The organism is Streptomyces iranensis, from assembly GCF_017874715.1.
In the GTDB taxonomy this organism is placed as follows: domain Bacteria; phylum Actinomycetota; class Actinomycetes; order Streptomycetales; family Streptomycetaceae; genus Streptomyces; species Streptomyces iranensis.
Genome location: NZ_JAGGLR010000004.1, coordinates 228,346 through 243,617, shown reverse-complemented (window position 1 = coordinate 243,617; position 15,272 = coordinate 228,346). Strand labels below are relative to the sequence as shown.

Here is a 15,272-nt window from a genome sequence, read left to right as displayed (position 1 = left end):
CCGGCGGCGGCTGCGCCGTCGCCACCGCACCAGAGGTCCGACGGACCCTGACGCCTGCGGTGGACTGCTTCCCGCCCCGCCCCTCCCCGAAACTGGGGCTCCGCCCCAGGCCCCGGATGGGGGCTCTGGTCCAGGCCCCGGTCGGGGCCTCCGCCCCAGGCCCCGGTTGGGGGCTCTGGTCCGGGTTCCGGTTGGGGGCTCTGGTCCGGGTTCCGGTTGGGGGCTCTGGTCCAGGTTCCGGTTCGGGGCTCTGGTCCAGGTTCCGGTCGGGGGCTTTGCTCCGGGCCTCGGTTGTGGGCTCTGGTCCGGGCTCCGGTTGGGGGCTTTGCCCCAGGCTCCGGTTGGGGGCTTTGCTCCAGGCCCCGGTTGGGGGCTCTGCCCCAGGCCCCGGTTGTGGCCTCTGCCCCAGGCCCCGGTTGTGGGCTCTGGTCCGGGCTCCGGTTGGGGGCTTTGCCCCAGGCCCCGGTCGGGGCCTCTGCTCCAGGCCCCGGTCGGGGGCTTTGCTCCGGGCCCTGGTCGGGGGCTCCGCCCCAGAACCCGGGCCGGGGCTCTGCTCCCGGCCCTGGTCCCGGGGCTCCGCCCGTTTCCGCGGTGTCGATATGCGGCGGCGGCGCCGAGTGGGGCTCCGCCCCGGATCCGGGGTCCAGGGGCGGAGCCCCTGGTTTCGGGAAGGGGCGGGGAGGGGAAAGGCCCGCCGCACGGCGCGACCCCTGGCGCACGGCGGCGAGGGTGTCCGACCCGGCTCGTAGAGTGGCGCGCATGAACATCTGCGTCTTCTGCTCCGCCGCCGACCTCGACGACCGTTACACCGCCCCCGCCCGCGAGTTCGCCGAGCTGATCGGCAAGGGCGGGCACACGCTGGTCTGGGGCGGGTCCGACGTCGGGCTGATGAAGGTGATGGCGGACGGGGTGCAGGAGCACGGGGGGCGGCTGGTCGGGATCTCGGTGGAGTTCCTCGCCGCCAAGGCCCGGGAGAACGCCGACGAGATGGTGATCGCCAGGGACCTCGCCGAGCGCAAGGCGCAGCTGCTCACCCGCGCCGACGCCGTCGTGATCATGGTCGGCGGCACCGGGACGCTGGACGAGGCCACCGAGATCCTGGAGCTCAAGAAGCACGGGCTGCACATCAAGCCGGTGGTGCTGCTCAACGCGGCGGGGTTCTACGACGGCCTGAAGCAGCAGTTCCAGCGGATGGAGGAGGAGGGGTTCCTGCCCCGGCCGCTGAGCGAGCTGGTCTTCTTCGCGGAGAACGGGGCGGAGGCCATGACGTATCTGGAGACCGTCTGAGCCAGACCGTCTGAGCCAGACCGTCTGAGCCCCCGGCCTCGTGACAGCCGGCGCCACGCCCGTTACAGGATGGGAGCGCCCGGCGGGAAGTCCGCGCGGGTTTCGGGTATGGGATCGCGCCAAGCCGGGACCGTGGTCGGGGCGCGTCCCTGAGTGAGGCAAGCTGGGGAGCATGGGAACGCATCTGATCACTGGGGCAGGCTCGGGCATCGGCGCGGCGGTCACCGAGCGGCTGGCCGAGCGCGGCGACGAGCTGTGGCTGCTCGCGCGGGACGCCGGGCGGGCGAAGGAGCTGGCGGAGCGGTTCCCGGGGGTGCGGACGGTCGTCGGTGACCTGGCCGACCCGGACCGGCTGTCCTGGGCGCTGGGCCATCAGACGCTGCCCGACCGGCTGGACTCGCTGCTGCACATCGCCGGAGTGGTCGACCTGGGCGAGGTCGGGGAGCTGACCCCGAAGGCGTGGAACCGCCAGCTCGCCGCCAACCTCGTGGCGCCCGCCGAGCTGACCCGGCTGCTGCTGCCGCAGCTGCGGCTCGCCCAGGGGCATGTCGTCTTCGTCAACTCCGGTGCCGGGCTGCGCGCCAACGCCCAGTGGGCCGCGTACGCCGCCAGCAAGCACGGGCTCAAGGCGCTGGCCGACGCGCTGCGCTGGGAGGAGAGCGGTAACGGCGTCCGGGTGACCACGGTCTACCCGGGGCGTACGGCCACCCCGATGCAGGTGAAGGTGCACCAGCAGGAGGGCAAGGAGTACGACGCGGAGCGCTGGATCGCGCCCGAGACCGTGGCGACGACCATCCTGACCGCGCTCGACCTGCCGCACGACGCCGAGATCACCGACCTCCAGATCCGCCCGCGAGGCTGAGCAGCTGTCCTCGGCTGCGGTGGGTGGTGCCCCGTAGGGGCGCGGGGAACTGCGCGACCAGCCACGTCGGCGCTGCGGACGACCGACGGCAATGCGGGGCACCCCGGAATCTCGGGGCACCCCAGCGGACCGCTTACCCTTTCGCTGGTGAGCGAGAAGAGCACCAAAACCCACCACCCATGGCCCCGCGGAGCGGCAAGCGGCGTCGGATCGATGCCGGGCGGCGACGCGCGGGAGGCCGCGAAGACCGTCACCGGCTCGCTGGAGGCCCTGCCGTACCTTCCGGAGCTGCCCGCGCGCGGGCCCGGCGCGGACATGATCGGGCGCACCGCCGGGATGCTGGCCGAGCTGTACGCGCATGTCGAGCCCAGCGGCTGGCGGATCAGCGACCGGCCGGGCCGGGACACCCGGCGGGCCCGCTCCTGGCTGGGCGAGGACCTGGACGCGCTGGAGGAGTTCACCCAGGGGCACCAGGGCGCGCTCAAGGTGTCGGCAGTCGGGCCCTGGACCCTGGCCGCCTCCCTCGAACTGCGCGGCGGTGAGGCCGCGCTGAGCGACCCGGGCGCCTGCCGGGACCTCACGGCCTCACTCACCGAGGGCGTGCGCGCCCATCTGGCGGAGGTGCGCCGCCGGGTGCCGGGCGCCGAGGTGGTGCTCCAGCTCGACGAGCCGTCGCTGACGTCGGTGCTGCGCGGGAGCGTCCGTACGGCGAGCGGCTACCGCACCCACGCCGCCGTGGACCGGGGCGTGGTCGAGGGCGCGCTGCGGACCCTGGTGGAGGCGGCCGGCGGGCCGGTGGTGGTGCACTCGTGCGCACCGGCCGTGCCGTTCGGGCTGCTGCGGCGCGCGGGTGTCGCGGGGATCTCCTTCGATCTGTCACTGCTCACGGAGGGTGAGGAGGAGGCGATCGGGGAAGCCGTGGAAGGCGGTACGGCACTCCTCATCGGCGCGGTACCCGGCACCGACACTCCATTGTCGGACCCTGCCGGTAGCGTCGGGGGTGTCAGGACGCTGTGGCGCAGGCTGGGGCTGGCACCGGCGACTCTCGCGGAGTCGGTGGTGGTCACCCCGTCGTGCGGGCTCGCGGGCGCCTCGCCCGGGTACGCCCGCGCCGCGCTGGCCCACTGCGTCCGGGCGGCGAGATCGCTCGCGGACAACCCTGAGTAACGGGAGGACGACACGGTGGCCGGCGAACAGCAGTCGAAGGTCCCCGCCGAGGTGCGGGAGAGGCACGCCAGGCTCGCTGAGCAGATCGAGGAGCACCGCTTCCGGTACTACGTGAAGGACGCGCCGGTCGTCAGTGACGCCGAGTTCGACAAGCTCATGCGCGAGCTGGAGGCGCTGGAGGAGGAGCATCCCACGCTCCGTACGCCCGACTCGCCGACCCAGAAGGTCGCGGGGGCGTACGAGACGGAGTTCACCGAGGTCGCGCACCGCGAGCGGATGCTCAGCCTGGACAACGCCTTCGACGACGAGGAGCTGGCCGGCTGGGCGGACCGCATCGCCAAGGAGCTGGGCAGCGGTTCGTACCACTTCCTGTGCGAGCTGAAGGTGGACGGCCTCGCGGTCAACCTCACCTATGAGCAAGGGCGGCTGACCCGCGCCGCGACCCGTGGTGACGGCCGCACCGGGGAGGACATCACGCCCAATGTGCGGACGATCGCCAAGATCCCGAACCGGCTGACGGGTGACCGCATCCCGGCGCTGGTGGAGGTGCGCGGCGAAGTCTTCCTGCCCCGCGAGCGGTTCGAGGAGCTGAACGCCGGGCTGGTGGAGGCGGGCAAGCCGCCCTTCGCCAACCCCCGGAACGCGGCGGCGGGTTCGCTGCGCCAGAAGGACCCGAAGATCACCGCGTCCCGGCCGCTGGACATGGTGGTGCACGGCATCGGGGCGCGCGAGGGCTTCGACATCGACCGGCTGTCGCAGGCGTACGAGCTGCTGCACGAATGGGGGTTGCCCACCGCCGCCCACTTCTCGGTGGTGGACTCGATCGAGGGCGTGCGCGAGTACATCGCGTACTACGGCGAGAGCGAGCACCGGCATTCGGTGGAGCACGAGATCGACGGCGCGGTCGTCAAGCTGGACGAGATCCCGCTGCAGGGGCGGCTCGGCTCCACCTCGCGCGCGCCGCGCTGGGCGATCGCCTGGAAGTTCCCGCCCGAGGAGGTCAACACCAAGCTGGTGGACATCCGGGTGGGTGTGGGGCGCACGGGGCGGGTGACGCCTTATGCGGTGGTCGAGCCGATCACCGTCGCGGGCTCGGAGGTCGAATTCGCGACGCTGCACAACCAGGATGTGGTCAAGGCCAAAGGCGTGCTGATCGGTGACACCGTGGTGCTCCGCAAAGCGGGCGATGTCATTCCGGAAATTCTGGGCCCGGTCGTCGATCTGCGGGACGGCAGCGAGCGGGAATTCGTGATGCCGGCCGCCTGCCCCGAGTGCGATACGCCGCTCCAGCCCGCCAAGGAGGGCGATGTCGATCTGCGGTGTCCCAACGGCCGGTCCTGCCCGGCGCAGCTGCGCGAGCGGATTTTCTATCTCGCCGGGCGGAAATCCCTGGACATCGAGAACCTCGGCTATGTCGCCGCCGCCGCCCTCACCCAGCCGCTGGAACCCGCCGAACCGCCGCTGAAGGACGAGGGCGATCTGTTCGACCTGAAGATCGAACAACTGCTGCCCATTCGGTCGCATGTACTGGACCCGGACAGCGGACTGCCCAAGCGTGATCCGGAGACCGGTGAGGAGAAGGTGGTCACCTTCTTCGCCACCCAGAAGGGCGAGGCGAAGAAGAACGCCCTGGCGATGCTGGCCAATATCGAGGCGGCCAAGGAGCGCCCGCTGGCCCGGATCATCACCGGCCTTTCGATCCGTCATGTCGGCCCCGTCGCCGCCACCGCGCTGGCCCGGGAATTCCGCTCGCTGGACCGGATCGCCGAGGCGGACGAGGAGGAGCTGGCGGCCGTGGAGGGGGTCGGGCCGACCATCGCCGCCTCGCTCAAGGAGTGGTTCGCGGTCGACTGGCACCGCGAGATCGTCGAGAAATGGCGGCGCGCCGGGGTCCGGCTGGAGGAGGAGGGCGGCGAGGACGAAGGCCCCCGTCCGCTGGCGGGCCTCACCGTCGTCGTCACCGGAACGCTGCAGTCGTACACCCGGGATGGGGCCAAGGAGGCCCTGCAGAGCCGTGGTGCGAAAGTCACCGGATCGGTTTCGAAAAAGACCGATTTCGTGGTCGTCGGCGACAATCCGGGCTCGAAGTATGACAAGGCCATGCAGGTGAAGGTTCCCGTGCTCGATGAGGAAGGATTTGGCGTCCTGCTCGAACAGGGGCCCGACGCGGCGAGAGAGGTCGCGTTGACGCCCCCGGAAGAGTCCGGGGAAGAGTCCACGGAGTAGCACGGAGGGCCGGTGGAGCGGCGGTTGGAGTAGCCCCTGGAGTAGCCGCTCCACCCATCCGGCGTAGTGCTCCGGCCATCTTGTCCGCTCAATGGGTCTAAACCTGGCCGGATTACGACTGGGAGCACTTCCCGGGCACAGCCGGCGGGCATCACCCTTACAGCGCATAGCAGAAGGTCATGGATCGTCGGGTGGCATTCGGGGAACCGTCGCCGATCGCCGCCCGTCTTCCCCTTCTGCCGCCTACTGTTGAGGTGTGCGCCCGCCGTGGCGCTGGCACCGCCGGCTGTGAGAGGGACGGGTATGAAACCGACCGAAAGCGCCGCCCCGGCGTCGCGGCTGCGCCGGGCCGTGCTGCCCGCGCTGCCGGCCGCTGCGGTCGCCATGGCGGCTTTCGCACTCGGTATCGGAGTCTTCCGAGTGCTCGACGCGGGCAATGCGCTCTTTCCCGACGGAACCGTGGGCTGGTCACTCGCCGTGCTCACCGGAATCATCGTCGGCCATCTGGTCGCCCTCGGCCGTGACCGGTGGTGGGGCGGCACCGGCTCCGGGGCCGCGTTAACCCTGGCGGCGCTGCTGCTCTACGGCTGGATTCCGGCCGTGCTGGTCAGCCTCGCCGTGGTCGTCCTGGTCGGCGCCGCCCGCCGGCACCGATGGCGGCAGGCCGCCCTGCACGGCGCGGTCGACATCCTCGGGGTGGGCGCGGCCGCCCTCACCCTCGCCGCCTTCGGCACCACCCCCTCCGTCGAACACCCCTGGCGCACCGACACCTGGCATGTGTCCGCCATCCCCCAGACGGCCCTGGCCGCCTTCGTCTATCTCGCGGTGACCCGCGCCCTGCTGTGGTGCTCCCTCGCCCCGCCCGGCGCCGGACTGCCCACCGTCGCCCGCACCGCCCTCTTCCGGCAGGCCCTCGTCGGCATCGCGCTCCTCGGCATCGCCCCCCTCATCGTGGTCGTCGCCGGGGACACCCCGCTGCTGCTCCCGCTGTTCGCGGTGCCGCTGGTCGCCCTGGACTCCACGCTCTGGATCGCCCGGGTCCGCGCCGAGGAGCAGCTGCGCGACCCGCTCACCGGGCTGCCCAACCGCCAGTGGCTGCTGGAGCGCACCTGGACCGCGCTGGACGAGGCCGAGCGGGCCGGCACCCGCACCGCGCTGGTGCTGCTGGACCTCGACCGCTTCCGCTCGGTCAACGACACCCTGGGCCATCTGGCCGGTGACCGGCTGCTGCTCCAGATCGCCGAGCGGCTGCGGCTCGCCCTGCCACGCGGGGCGGAGGTGGCCAGGCTCGGCGGCGACGAGTTCGCGGTGCTGCTGCCCACCACCGACTCGCTCACCAGCGCCCAGCGCAGCGCCCGCGTCCTCGTCGGCGACCTCGGCTCCCCGCTCGACCTGGACGGGCTGACGCTGGTGCTCGAGGCCAGCGCGGGCGTCGCCGTCTATCCCGACCACGCCCTGGACGCCGAGGGGCTGCTGCGCCGCGCCGACGTCGCGATGTACCAGGCCAAGCGGGACCGCAGCGGAGTCGAGCTGTACGAGGCGCGGCGGGACGGCAACACCCCCGACCGGCTCGGTCTGCTCGGCGATCTGCGGCGCGCCCTGGACGCGGGCGACGTCGAGCTGCACTACCAGCCCAAGGTCGGCTTCGACGGCCATGTGGCGGGCCTGGAGGCCCTGGTGCGCTGGGTGCACCCGGACCGGGGGAGGGTGCCGCCGGACGAGTTCATCTCCATGGCCGAGAGCTCGGGGCTGATGCCCCGGCTGACCGAGTACGTCCTGGAGACGGCCCTGGGCCAGGTCGCGCGGTGGCGCGCCGACGGCCTCGAGGTGCCCGTCGCGGTCAATGTCTCGCCGCGCGATGTCCACACCCCCGGTTTCGCGGGCGCGGTCGCCGGGCGGCTGGCCCGGCACGGGGTCCCGGCGGGCGCCCTGCAGCTGGAGATAACCGAGCACGTCCTGCTGGAGGACCCGCAGCGGGCCGCCGACACCCTGGCCGGGCTCACCGGTCATGGGGTGAAGATGTCGCTCGACGACTTCGGGACGGGCTATTCGTCGCTGGTCCATCTGCGGCGGCTGCCGGTGAGCGAGCTCAAGATCGACCGTTCCTTCGTGGCCCGGCTGGCGGTGGACAACGAGGACGCGGAGATCGTCCGCTGTACGGTCGACCTCGCCCACTCGCTGGGTCTGCTCGTGGTCGCGGAGGGTGTCGAGGACGACGAGACCTGGGAGCGGCTGCGGGATCTGGGCTGCGACGCGGTCCAGGGCTGGCTGGTGGCCGCGGCGATGCCGCCGGACGAGATGACGGCGTGGCTGCGGGCGCGGGGTGAGAGTGGCTGGCACCGCGAGACGGCGGAGCCGTCGAGCGAAGACGCTTCCGCTGACGAGGACGCGGATCAGCCGGTGACGTAGGGGTGCGGCGCCGGTGCTGCCCGTTGGCGTTTCGTTGCCGGGCGCGGGCCGGTGGGTGGCGTTGTGCCCACCCGTCCCGCCAGGGGGCACCTCCCAGCGTTAGCTGGGGGAGGAACGATTGCCCACAACGAGGCGCACCCAAAGCCTTTCGCGCGCTGTGTGCGGGGAGCCATAGGATTGGGGCCGAAACACTCCACACTTACCCAGAGGATCGCTGCATGCCTGGCATCACGCGCGAGGAGGTCGCCCACCTCGCCCGGCTGGCGCGTCTGGAGCTGAAGGCCGAAGAGCTAGACCACTTCGCCGGACAGCTCGACGACATCATCGGCGCGGTCGCCCGCGTCTCCGAGGTCGCCGACCAAGACGTTCCGCCGACCTCTCACCCGCTGCCGCTGACCAACGTCATGCGGGCGGACGAGGTCCGTCCGTCCCTGACCCCGCAGCAGGCACTGGCCTGCGCCCCGGCCCAGGAGCAGCAGCGTTTCAAGGTGCCGCAGATCCTGGGGGAGGAGTGACCACCGTGACCGACCTGACCAGGCTCACCGCGGCCGAGATCGCCGCCAGGATCGCCTCCGGCGAGGTCACCGCCGTCGAGGTGACCGAGGCGCACCTGGCCCGTATCGAGGCCGTCGACGAGAAGGTGCACGCCTTCCTGCACGTGGACCGTGAGGGGGCGCTCGCCCAGGCGCGCGCCGTCGACGCGAAGCGGGAGCGCGGTGCGGAGCTGGGCCCGCTGGCCGGTGTTCCGCTCGCGCTCAAGGACATCTTCACCACCAAGGGGATCCCGACCACGGTCGGTTCCAAGATCCTCGACGGGTGGATCCCGCCGTACGACGCGACCGTCACCCAGCGGCTGCGGGCCGCGGACGTGATCGTCCTCGGCAAGACCAACATGGACGAGTTCGCCATGGGGTCCTCGACCGAGAACAGCGCCTTCGGCCCCACCGGCAACCCCTGGGACCTCACCCGGGTCCCCGGCGGCTCCGGCGGCGGCTCCTCCGCCTCGCTGGCCTCCTTCCAGGCCCCGCTCGCCATCGGCACCGACACCGGCGGCTCGATCCGCCAGCCCGCCGCCGTCACCGGCACGGTCGGGGTCAAGCCGACGTACGGCGGGGTCTCCCGCTACGGCATGGTGGCGTTCTCGTCCTCGCTCGACCAGGGCGGACCCTGCGCCCGCACCGTGCTGGACGCGGCGCTGCTGCACGAGGTCATCGCCGGGCACGACCCGATGGACTCGACCTCCATCGACGAGCCGGTCCCGGCCGTCGTCGAGGCCGCCCGCAGCGGAAGCGTGCGGGGCATGCGGATCGGCGTCGTCAAGGAGTTCGCGGGCGAGGGCTACCAGGCCGGCGTCATGCAGCGCTTCAGCGAGACGGTGGAGCTGCTGCGGGAGCTGGGTGCCGAGGTCGAGGAGATCTCCTGCCCGTCCTTCGACAAGGCGCTGGCCGCGTACTACCTGATCGCGCCGTCCGAGTGCTCTTCCAACCTGGCCCGCTTCGACGCCATGCGCTACGGCCTGCGGGTGGGCGACGACGGCACCAAGTCCGCCGAGGACGTCACCGCGCTCACCCGCGCGGAGGGCTTCGGCGCCGAGGTCAAGCGCCGGATCATGCTCGGCACCTACGCGCTCAGCTCCGGCTACTACGACGCGTACTACGGCTCCGCGCAGAAGGTCCGTACGCTGATCAAGCGTGACTTCGAGAAGGCGTTCGAGCAGGTCGACGTGCTGATCTCGCCGACCACCCCGACCACCGCCTTCCCGATCGGCGAGCGCGCCGACGACCCGATGGCGATGTATCTGGCCGATCTCTGCACGATTCCCACCAACCTCGCGGGGAACGCGGCCATGTCACTGCCCTGCGGTCTGGCACCGGAGGACGGTCTGCCCGTCGGACTGCAGATCATCGCCCCCGCCATGGCCGACGACCGGCTCTACAAGGTCGGTGCCGCGGTCGAGGCCGCGCTCATCGACAAATGGGGCCACCCGCTGATCGAGGAGGCACCGTCACTATGAGTGCGATCAAGAAGGCGAAGGGCTTCAAGAAGTCCAGGCCCGGCACCTACCTGTCCATCGCGACCTCGCTGTTCGGCGCGGTCAGTGTGGCGAAGCAGGCCAAGAAGGCCCGATTCGAGAACGACAAGCTGCAGCTGGCCGACGCGGTGGTCTCGGCCGCCGCCATCGTCACCGGCGTCGCCCTGCTCATCCGCGAGCTCAAGCGCATGGGCGACGACGACGTCCTCGCGGACTGAGAGGTTAGTTTTTCCGTGACCGTCACTGAACTGGTGTCGTACGAGGACGCCCTCGCCACCTACGACCCCGTGATGGGGCTCGAGGTGCACGTCGAGCTCGGCACCAAGACCAAGATGTTCTGCGGGTGCTCCACGGCGCTGGGCGCCGAGCCCAACACGCAGACCTGTCCCACCTGCCTCGGCCTGCCCGGCTCGCTCCCGGTGGTCAACGCGACCGGCGTCGAGTCCGCCATCAAGATCGGGCTCGCGCTCAACTGCGAGATCGCCGAGTGGTGCCGCTTCGCCCGGAAGAACTACTTCTATCCGGACATGCCGAAGAACTTCCAGACGTCGCAGTACGACGAGCCGATCGCCTTCAACGGCTATCTGGACGTCGACGTCGACGGAGAGGTCTTCCGCGTCGAGATCGAGCGCGCCCATATGGAGGAGGACACCGGCAAGTCCACCCATGTGGGTGGCGCGACCGGCCGCATCCACGGCGCCCAGCACTCCCTCCTGGACTACAACCGGGCCGGGATCCCGCTGATCGAGATCGTCACCAAGCCGATCGTCGGCGCCGGGGAGAAGGCCCCGGAGGTCGCCAAGGCGTATGTGACCGAGCTGCGCGAGCTCATCAAGTCGCTCGGGGTCTCCGACGCGCGCATGGAGATGGGCCAGATGCGCTGCGATGTGAACCTGTCGCTGCGCCCGCAGGGCGCCGACAAGTTCGGCACCCGCTCCGAGACCAAGAACGTCAACTCGCTGAGGTCGGTCGAGCGCGCCGTCCGCTTCGAGGTCCAGCGCCATGCCGCGGTGCTGAACGACGGCGGCACGATCATCCAGGAGACCCGCCACTTCCACGAGGAGGACGGCTCCACGACCTCCGGCCGGGTCAAGGAGGAGGCCGAGGACTACCGCTACTTCCCCGAGCCCGACCTGGTGCCGGTCGCCCCCGCCCGGACGTGGGTGGAGGAGCTGCGCGGCGGGCTTCCGGAGCTGCCGCGGGTGCGCCGCAACCGGCTGCGCGAGGACTGGGGCCTGTCCCGGCACGAGATGCAGTCGGTGCTCAACGCGGGGGCGATCGACCTGATCACGGCCACGATGGACGAGGGCGCCCCGGCCGACCAGGCCCGTAAGTGGTGGATGGGCGAGCTGGCCCGCCGTGCCAACGAGGACGGGGTGGAGCTCGCCGAGCTGCCGATCACCCCGGCGCAGGTGGCCCGGGTGTGCGCGCTGGTCAAGGAGGGTTCGCTCAACGACAAGCTGGCCCGCCAGACCATCGAGGGCGTCCTCGCGGGCGAGGGCGGCCCGGACGAGGTCGTCGCCGAGCGCGGGCTGAAGGTCGTCTCGGACGAGGGCGCGCTGGGCACCGCCGTGGACGAGGCGATCGCGGCCAACGCGGCCATCGCCGACAAGATCCGCGGCGGCAAGGTCGCGGCGGCGGGTGCGCTGGTCGGCGCGGTCATGAAGGCCACGCGCGGCCAGGCGGACGCGGCGCGGGTGCGCGAGCTGATCCTGGAGAAGCTGGGCGTCGAGGGCTGACCGGCTCGGCGTTCGTCCCTGTGTGACGGCGGCGGGGTGCGCGAGGGCGCGCCCCGCCGCCGTCGTACGCGCCCGCATCGATATGCGGCTCCGCCGCGTGGCAGTGGCTCCGCCCCTGGACCCGGGGCGAGGGGCAGATCGTCGCCGCGGTCAGCTCACCGGCCAGGGCGCCGACCGCGCCGCCTGTGACACGGTGGTCGAGTGGCTGGCCGGTGGTGCAGGGAGCCAGGGCGTCCGCGGGACGCGGGCTGGCCGCGGTGGGGCGGGTGCCCGTGCGCATCTGAGGTGTCCGGCCGGGGTCTGGGGGAGCCCCAGTTTCGGGAAGGGGTGGGGAGGGGGCGGCCCGCCGCAGGCGTCACGATCCGCTGGACGCCCCTGGAGTAGCCCGGGTGCCCTCCGCGCTTCCGGTTCGTCCGGCTGGGGTCCGGGGCGGAGCCCCCACGCGGCGGAGCCGCATATCGATGCTGCTGGGAAGGAGCGGGGAGGGGGCGGCCCGCCGCAGGCGCCAAGACCCGCCGGACACCGTCAGCACAGCCCGGCCTTCCCTTAGCGCAGCCCGCCCCCAGCACAGCCTGGACACCCCTAGAGCAGCATCGGCTCCAGATGCGGCACCTCGAACCCCTCGTCGTCGAAGGGGTACAGCGGCCGTACGAGGCGCCGGTGGCCCAGGCGGGCCAGATCCTGGTCGACCCCGCCGGGGGTGAGCGCGAGCCGCCAGTCCGCCGCCAGGTCGTACAGCTCGGGCTCCAGATAGCCGATCTTGACGACGACGAGGTCATAGCCGCGCGGGTCCAGCTCGCCGAAGTCGGCCAGGGTGTGGAACGGCTTGCGGCGGCTGACCAGGATCGCCGTGACGCCCCCGTGGCGCACCGCCGCGAGGTCGCCGCCGACCGGGTCGTCCCGGCGCAGGGCGACCACCTCGCCGGTCAGTTCGCAGGGCGCGGCGTGGTCCGCCGTCCCCCGGCTGATCCCGCCGCCGACGGACAGCCGGACCGTCGCGCCCGGCCCGGCGGCGAAGCACTCCGCGACCGCCGCCGGGTCGGTGATCCCGGGGTGCAGGGCGGTGGCGCGGCCGGTGGCCAGGTCCTCGTTGGCCAGCAGCCGCCCGAGCATATAGGCGAGGTCCCCGGCGCCCCCGGCCGTGGGATTGTCGCCGGAGTCGCTGATCAGGAAGGGGCGGGCGGAGGAGGCGACGGCCTCGGCGACGCACTCGTCGGCGCCTCCGGTGGGGCCGACGAACGCGAAGTCGCGGCGCACCTCCCAGTACTCGCGGGCCAGGGAGCGGGCCTGCTCGACGGCGAGCACGGGGTCGTCGCCGGTCACCACCACGGCCGCCCGGCAGCGCGGCTCGTCGGCCCAGGGGTAGCCCACCCAGATCGCCGCGTCCACGACACCGTCCATCGCCTCCACCGCGGCCAGCCGCCCGTACAGCGACTTGGCGGGCTCCAGACGGGTGCTGGTGCGCTCACCGGGCAGCAGCACCGGGATCTGCACCCAGGCCAGATGCGGGCGGCCCCTGCCGGAGACCAGGCGCTCCAGCAGCTTGCGGGCGGCGCGCTCGCGGGTCTCCCAGGCGTCCTCGTGCGGGGCGAGCCGATGGGCGGTGATCAGATCGAGTCGGCCGGCGAAGCGGCGGGAGACATTGCCGTGCAGGTCCATGGCGGCGGAGATCAGCGTGTCGGGCCCGATCGCCTCCCGTACGGCCTCGGTCAGATCGCCCTCGGCGTCCTCCAGGCCGACGACGCTCATCGCGCCGTGGATGTCGTAGACCAGCCCGTCGAGCGGACCGGCCCGCCGCAGCCGCTCGATCAGCTCGCCCTTGAGCCGGTCGTAGGTCCCGCGCTCGACCGGGCCGCCGGGGAGCGAGACGGCGTGGAGCAGGGGCACCCACTCGGCGTGCTCCGCGAGGTCGCCGTCGGGCGCCGTCCAGGTGTAGCGGTCCAGCAACTCGGCGCCGCGGGTGACCCGGAAGTCGTCGTAGGTCGTGCGGTGCGGGCAGAAGGTGCTGGACTCGATGGACATGCCGCCGATGCCGATGCGCAGGCGACGACGGCCCGGGGGCGCCGCCGCGCCGTCCGGGTACGGTCCTGCCGCCGGACCGTCGGCCGGGCGGGGTGCGGTGGAAGCCATGCTGTCTCGCTTTCAGATGCGCCGGGGTGCGTCCGGTTGCGCCGGTCGGATGCGCCGGTCGGATGCGCCGGTCGGTTGTGCCGGTCGGATGCGTCGAGGGGCGGTGTCCAGCGGTGGGCGGACCGGCCGCGCGGGCTGGTGCGGCACGGGCGTCATCGGGGGGCGGCCGGGGTCATGGGCACCGGCCGGCTGCCGGGGGCGAGTTCGCGCAGCGCCGCGTGGCCCGCCCCGAGCAGCCCCGCGTCGGCGCCGCTCGTGGCCGCCGTGATCGTCAGCTCGCTCGTCGCCATCGGCAGACACCGCTCGTACAGCATCCCGCGGACCGCGGCGACCAGCGGCTCGGCCTCGGCGAGGGCCCCCGCGAGTACCACCGCCTCCGGGTTGAAGAAGTTGACGACGACGGACAGGACGGCCCCGATGTGCCGGCCGGCCTGTCGTACCAGGGTGGTCGCGTGCGGCTCGCCGTCCGTCACCAGGCGCAGCACATCCGTCGACCCGTCGACGCCGATGCCGAGCGTGCGCAGCTCGGCGGCGATCGCGGCGCCGCTGGCGACGGTCTCCAGGCAGCCGATGTTGCCGCAGGAGCAGGGGCGCTCGGCGGCCGCGTCGACGCGCACATGGCTGATGTCGCCCGCCGAGCCGCGCGCCCCCCGGTACAGGCGGCCGTCGCTGATCACGCCGGAGCCGATGCCGCGGCCCGCCTTGACGACGACGAGGTGGCGCAGCCCGGGGTGGGCGGCCCGGTGCTCGCCGAGGGCCATCATGTTGGCGTCGTTGTCGACGAGGACGGGCAGTCCGAGCCGCTCGGCGAGCCGGTCGCGCAGCTCGTACAGATGCCAGCCGGGCATCCGGGCCGGGGCGATGACCTGGCCCGTGCCCGTGTCCACGGGGCCGGGGAAGCCGACGCCGACGGCCCGCACCGTGCGGCCCGCCGCGCGCTGGCGGTCCGCGAGCTCGGCGAGCCGCCCCACCAGCGGCTCCAGGGCCCGGTCGGGACCGGCCGTCAGGTCGAAGGAGTGCTCGGTCACGTCGAAGGTGGCGCCCGTGCGGCCGACCGCGCCGACGCGGGCGTGATGGCTGCCCAGGTCGGCGGCGAGCGCGATGCCCCCGCTGTCCGGTATCCGCAGCAGGCGGGGTCGGCGGCCGCCGCGCGAGGCGCCCTCGCCGTATTCGGTGAGCAGCCCGGCGTCCACCAGCTCCTGCACCCGTGCGGAGACGGTGGAGGCGGCGAGCCCCAACTCCCGTACGAGATCGGCGCGGGAGGCTGCGGTGCCGCTCGCGACGAGTTCGAGGACGTGCTCGGCGGAGCCGGGCTGCTCCTCGGCGGCGGTCATGTGGCGCCCTTTCCGTCGGTCCGTCTTTCCTGCATCGTCTGGACTTTATTCGATACCCGAACGAAGTCCATGTAGCAACGGGCTCT

At 72.5% G+C, this 15,272-nt stretch carries 11 protein-coding genes; 9 read left to right on the top strand and 2 right to left on the bottom strand.

What is annotated here, in order from left to right:
- Positions 1-759: 759 nt before the first annotated feature.
- The 9 genes from J2Z30_RS09065 to gatB all read left to right on the top strand — a co-directional run bounded on the left by J2Z30_RS09065 (position 760) and on the right by gatB (position 11,722).
- Entirely contained in the window at positions 760-1,287 is a 528-nt protein-coding gene (locus J2Z30_RS09065) for an LOG family protein (protein ID WP_044569646.1), read from the top strand.
- 172 nt (positions 1,288-1,459) lie between these two features.
- The gene (locus J2Z30_RS09060) at positions 1,460-2,149 is read left to right on the top strand and encodes an SDR family oxidoreductase (protein WP_044569645.1); all 690 of its coding nucleotides are present in this window, start codon (positions 1,460-1,462) and stop codon (positions 2,147-2,149) included.
- A gap of 213 nt (positions 2,150-2,362) precedes the next feature.
- Positions 2,363-3,316: a methionine synthase gene (locus J2Z30_RS09055; RefSeq protein ID WP_044569644.1), complete on the top strand. Its 954-nt coding sequence runs from the start codon at positions 2,363-2,365 to the stop codon at positions 3,314-3,316.
- 15 nt (positions 3,317-3,331) lie between these two features.
- Positions 3,332-5,542 carry an NAD-dependent DNA ligase LigA gene (gene ligA, locus J2Z30_RS09050; RefSeq protein ID WP_044569643.1) on the top strand — a complete coding sequence of 737 codons (2,211 nt, stop codon included), beginning with the start codon at positions 3,332-3,334 and terminating at the stop codon, positions 5,540-5,542.
- A gap of 303 nt (positions 5,543-5,845) precedes the next feature.
- Positions 5,846-7,951, top strand: coding sequence for a putative bifunctional diguanylate cyclase/phosphodiesterase (locus J2Z30_RS09045; RefSeq protein WP_044569641.1), 2,106 nt, complete (start codon positions 5,846-5,848; stop codon positions 7,949-7,951).
- Positions 7,952-8,169: 218 nt separating this feature from the next.
- Entirely contained in the window at positions 8,170-8,466 is a 297-nt protein-coding gene (gene gatC, locus J2Z30_RS09040) for an Asp-tRNA(Asn)/Glu-tRNA(Gln) amidotransferase subunit GatC (RefSeq protein ID WP_014055099.1), read from the top strand.
- Positions 8,467-8,471: 5 nt separating this feature from the next.
- Positions 8,472-9,965, top strand: a complete 1,494-nt coding sequence (gene gatA / locus J2Z30_RS09035; protein WP_044581345.1) for an Asp-tRNA(Asn)/Glu-tRNA(Gln) amidotransferase subunit GatA — start codon at positions 8,472-8,474, stop codon at positions 9,963-9,965.
- Positions 9,962-10,201: a hypothetical protein gene (locus tag J2Z30_RS09030; protein ID WP_020868240.1), complete on the top strand. Its 240-nt coding sequence runs from the start codon at positions 9,962-9,964 to the stop codon at positions 10,199-10,201. The genes gatA and J2Z30_RS09030 overlap by 4 nt, the downstream gene beginning before the upstream one ends.
- A gap of 15 nt (positions 10,202-10,216) precedes the next feature.
- Positions 10,217-11,722 carry an Asp-tRNA(Asn)/Glu-tRNA(Gln) amidotransferase subunit GatB gene (gene gatB, locus J2Z30_RS09025; RefSeq protein WP_044569639.1) on the top strand — a complete coding sequence of 502 codons (1,506 nt, stop codon included), beginning with the start codon at positions 10,217-10,219 and terminating at the stop codon, positions 11,720-11,722.
- A 582-nt stretch (positions 11,723-12,304) separates the two neighbouring features.
- Here the strand turns inward: gatB and J2Z30_RS09020 are convergent.
- Both J2Z30_RS09020 and J2Z30_RS09015 read right to left on the bottom strand, forming a co-directional pair.
- Positions 12,305-13,852 (bottom strand): M81 family metallopeptidase, encoded by a 1,548-nt coding sequence (locus J2Z30_RS09020; protein WP_281062673.1) that lies wholly within the window; start codon positions 13,850-13,852, stop codon positions 12,305-12,307.
- A gap of 152 nt (positions 13,853-14,004) precedes the next feature.
- Positions 14,005-15,186: an ROK family transcriptional regulator gene (locus tag J2Z30_RS09015; protein ID WP_044569637.1), complete on the bottom strand. Its 1,182-nt coding sequence runs from the start codon at positions 15,184-15,186 to the stop codon at positions 14,005-14,007.
- Between the last annotated feature and the right edge of the window lie 86 nt (positions 15,187-15,272).

What these genes read in the sequence shown, in the direction of transcription:
- J2Z30_RS09065 (WP_044569646.1), top strand. Translation starts at nt 760, where the DNA reads ATGAACATCTGCGTCTTCTGCTCCGCCGCCGACCTCGACGACCGTTAC.
- J2Z30_RS09060 (WP_044569645.1), top strand. Translation starts at nt 1,460, where the DNA reads ATGGGAACGCATCTGATCACTGGGGCAGGCTCGGGCATCGGCGCGGCG.
- J2Z30_RS09055 (WP_044569644.1), top strand. Translation starts at nt 2,363, where the DNA reads ATGCCGGGCGGCGACGCGCGGGAGGCCGCGAAGACCGTCACCGGCTCG.
- J2Z30_RS09045 (WP_044569641.1), top strand. Translation starts at nt 5,846, where the DNA reads ATGAAACCGACCGAAAGCGCCGCCCCGGCGTCGCGGCTGCGCCGGGCC.
- gatC (WP_014055099.1), top strand. Translation starts at nt 8,170, where the DNA reads ATGCCTGGCATCACGCGCGAGGAGGTCGCCCACCTCGCCCGGCTGGCG.
- J2Z30_RS09030 (WP_020868240.1), top strand. Translation starts at nt 9,962, where the DNA reads ATGAGTGCGATCAAGAAGGCGAAGGGCTTCAAGAAGTCCAGGCCCGGC.
- J2Z30_RS09020 (WP_281062673.1), bottom strand. Translation starts at nt 13,852, where the DNA reads ATGGCTTCCACCGCACCCCGCCCGGCCGACGGTCCGGCGGCAGGACCG.
- J2Z30_RS09015 (WP_044569637.1), bottom strand. Translation starts at nt 15,186, where the DNA reads ATGACCGCCGCCGAGGAGCAGCCCGGCTCCGCCGAGCACGTCCTCGAA.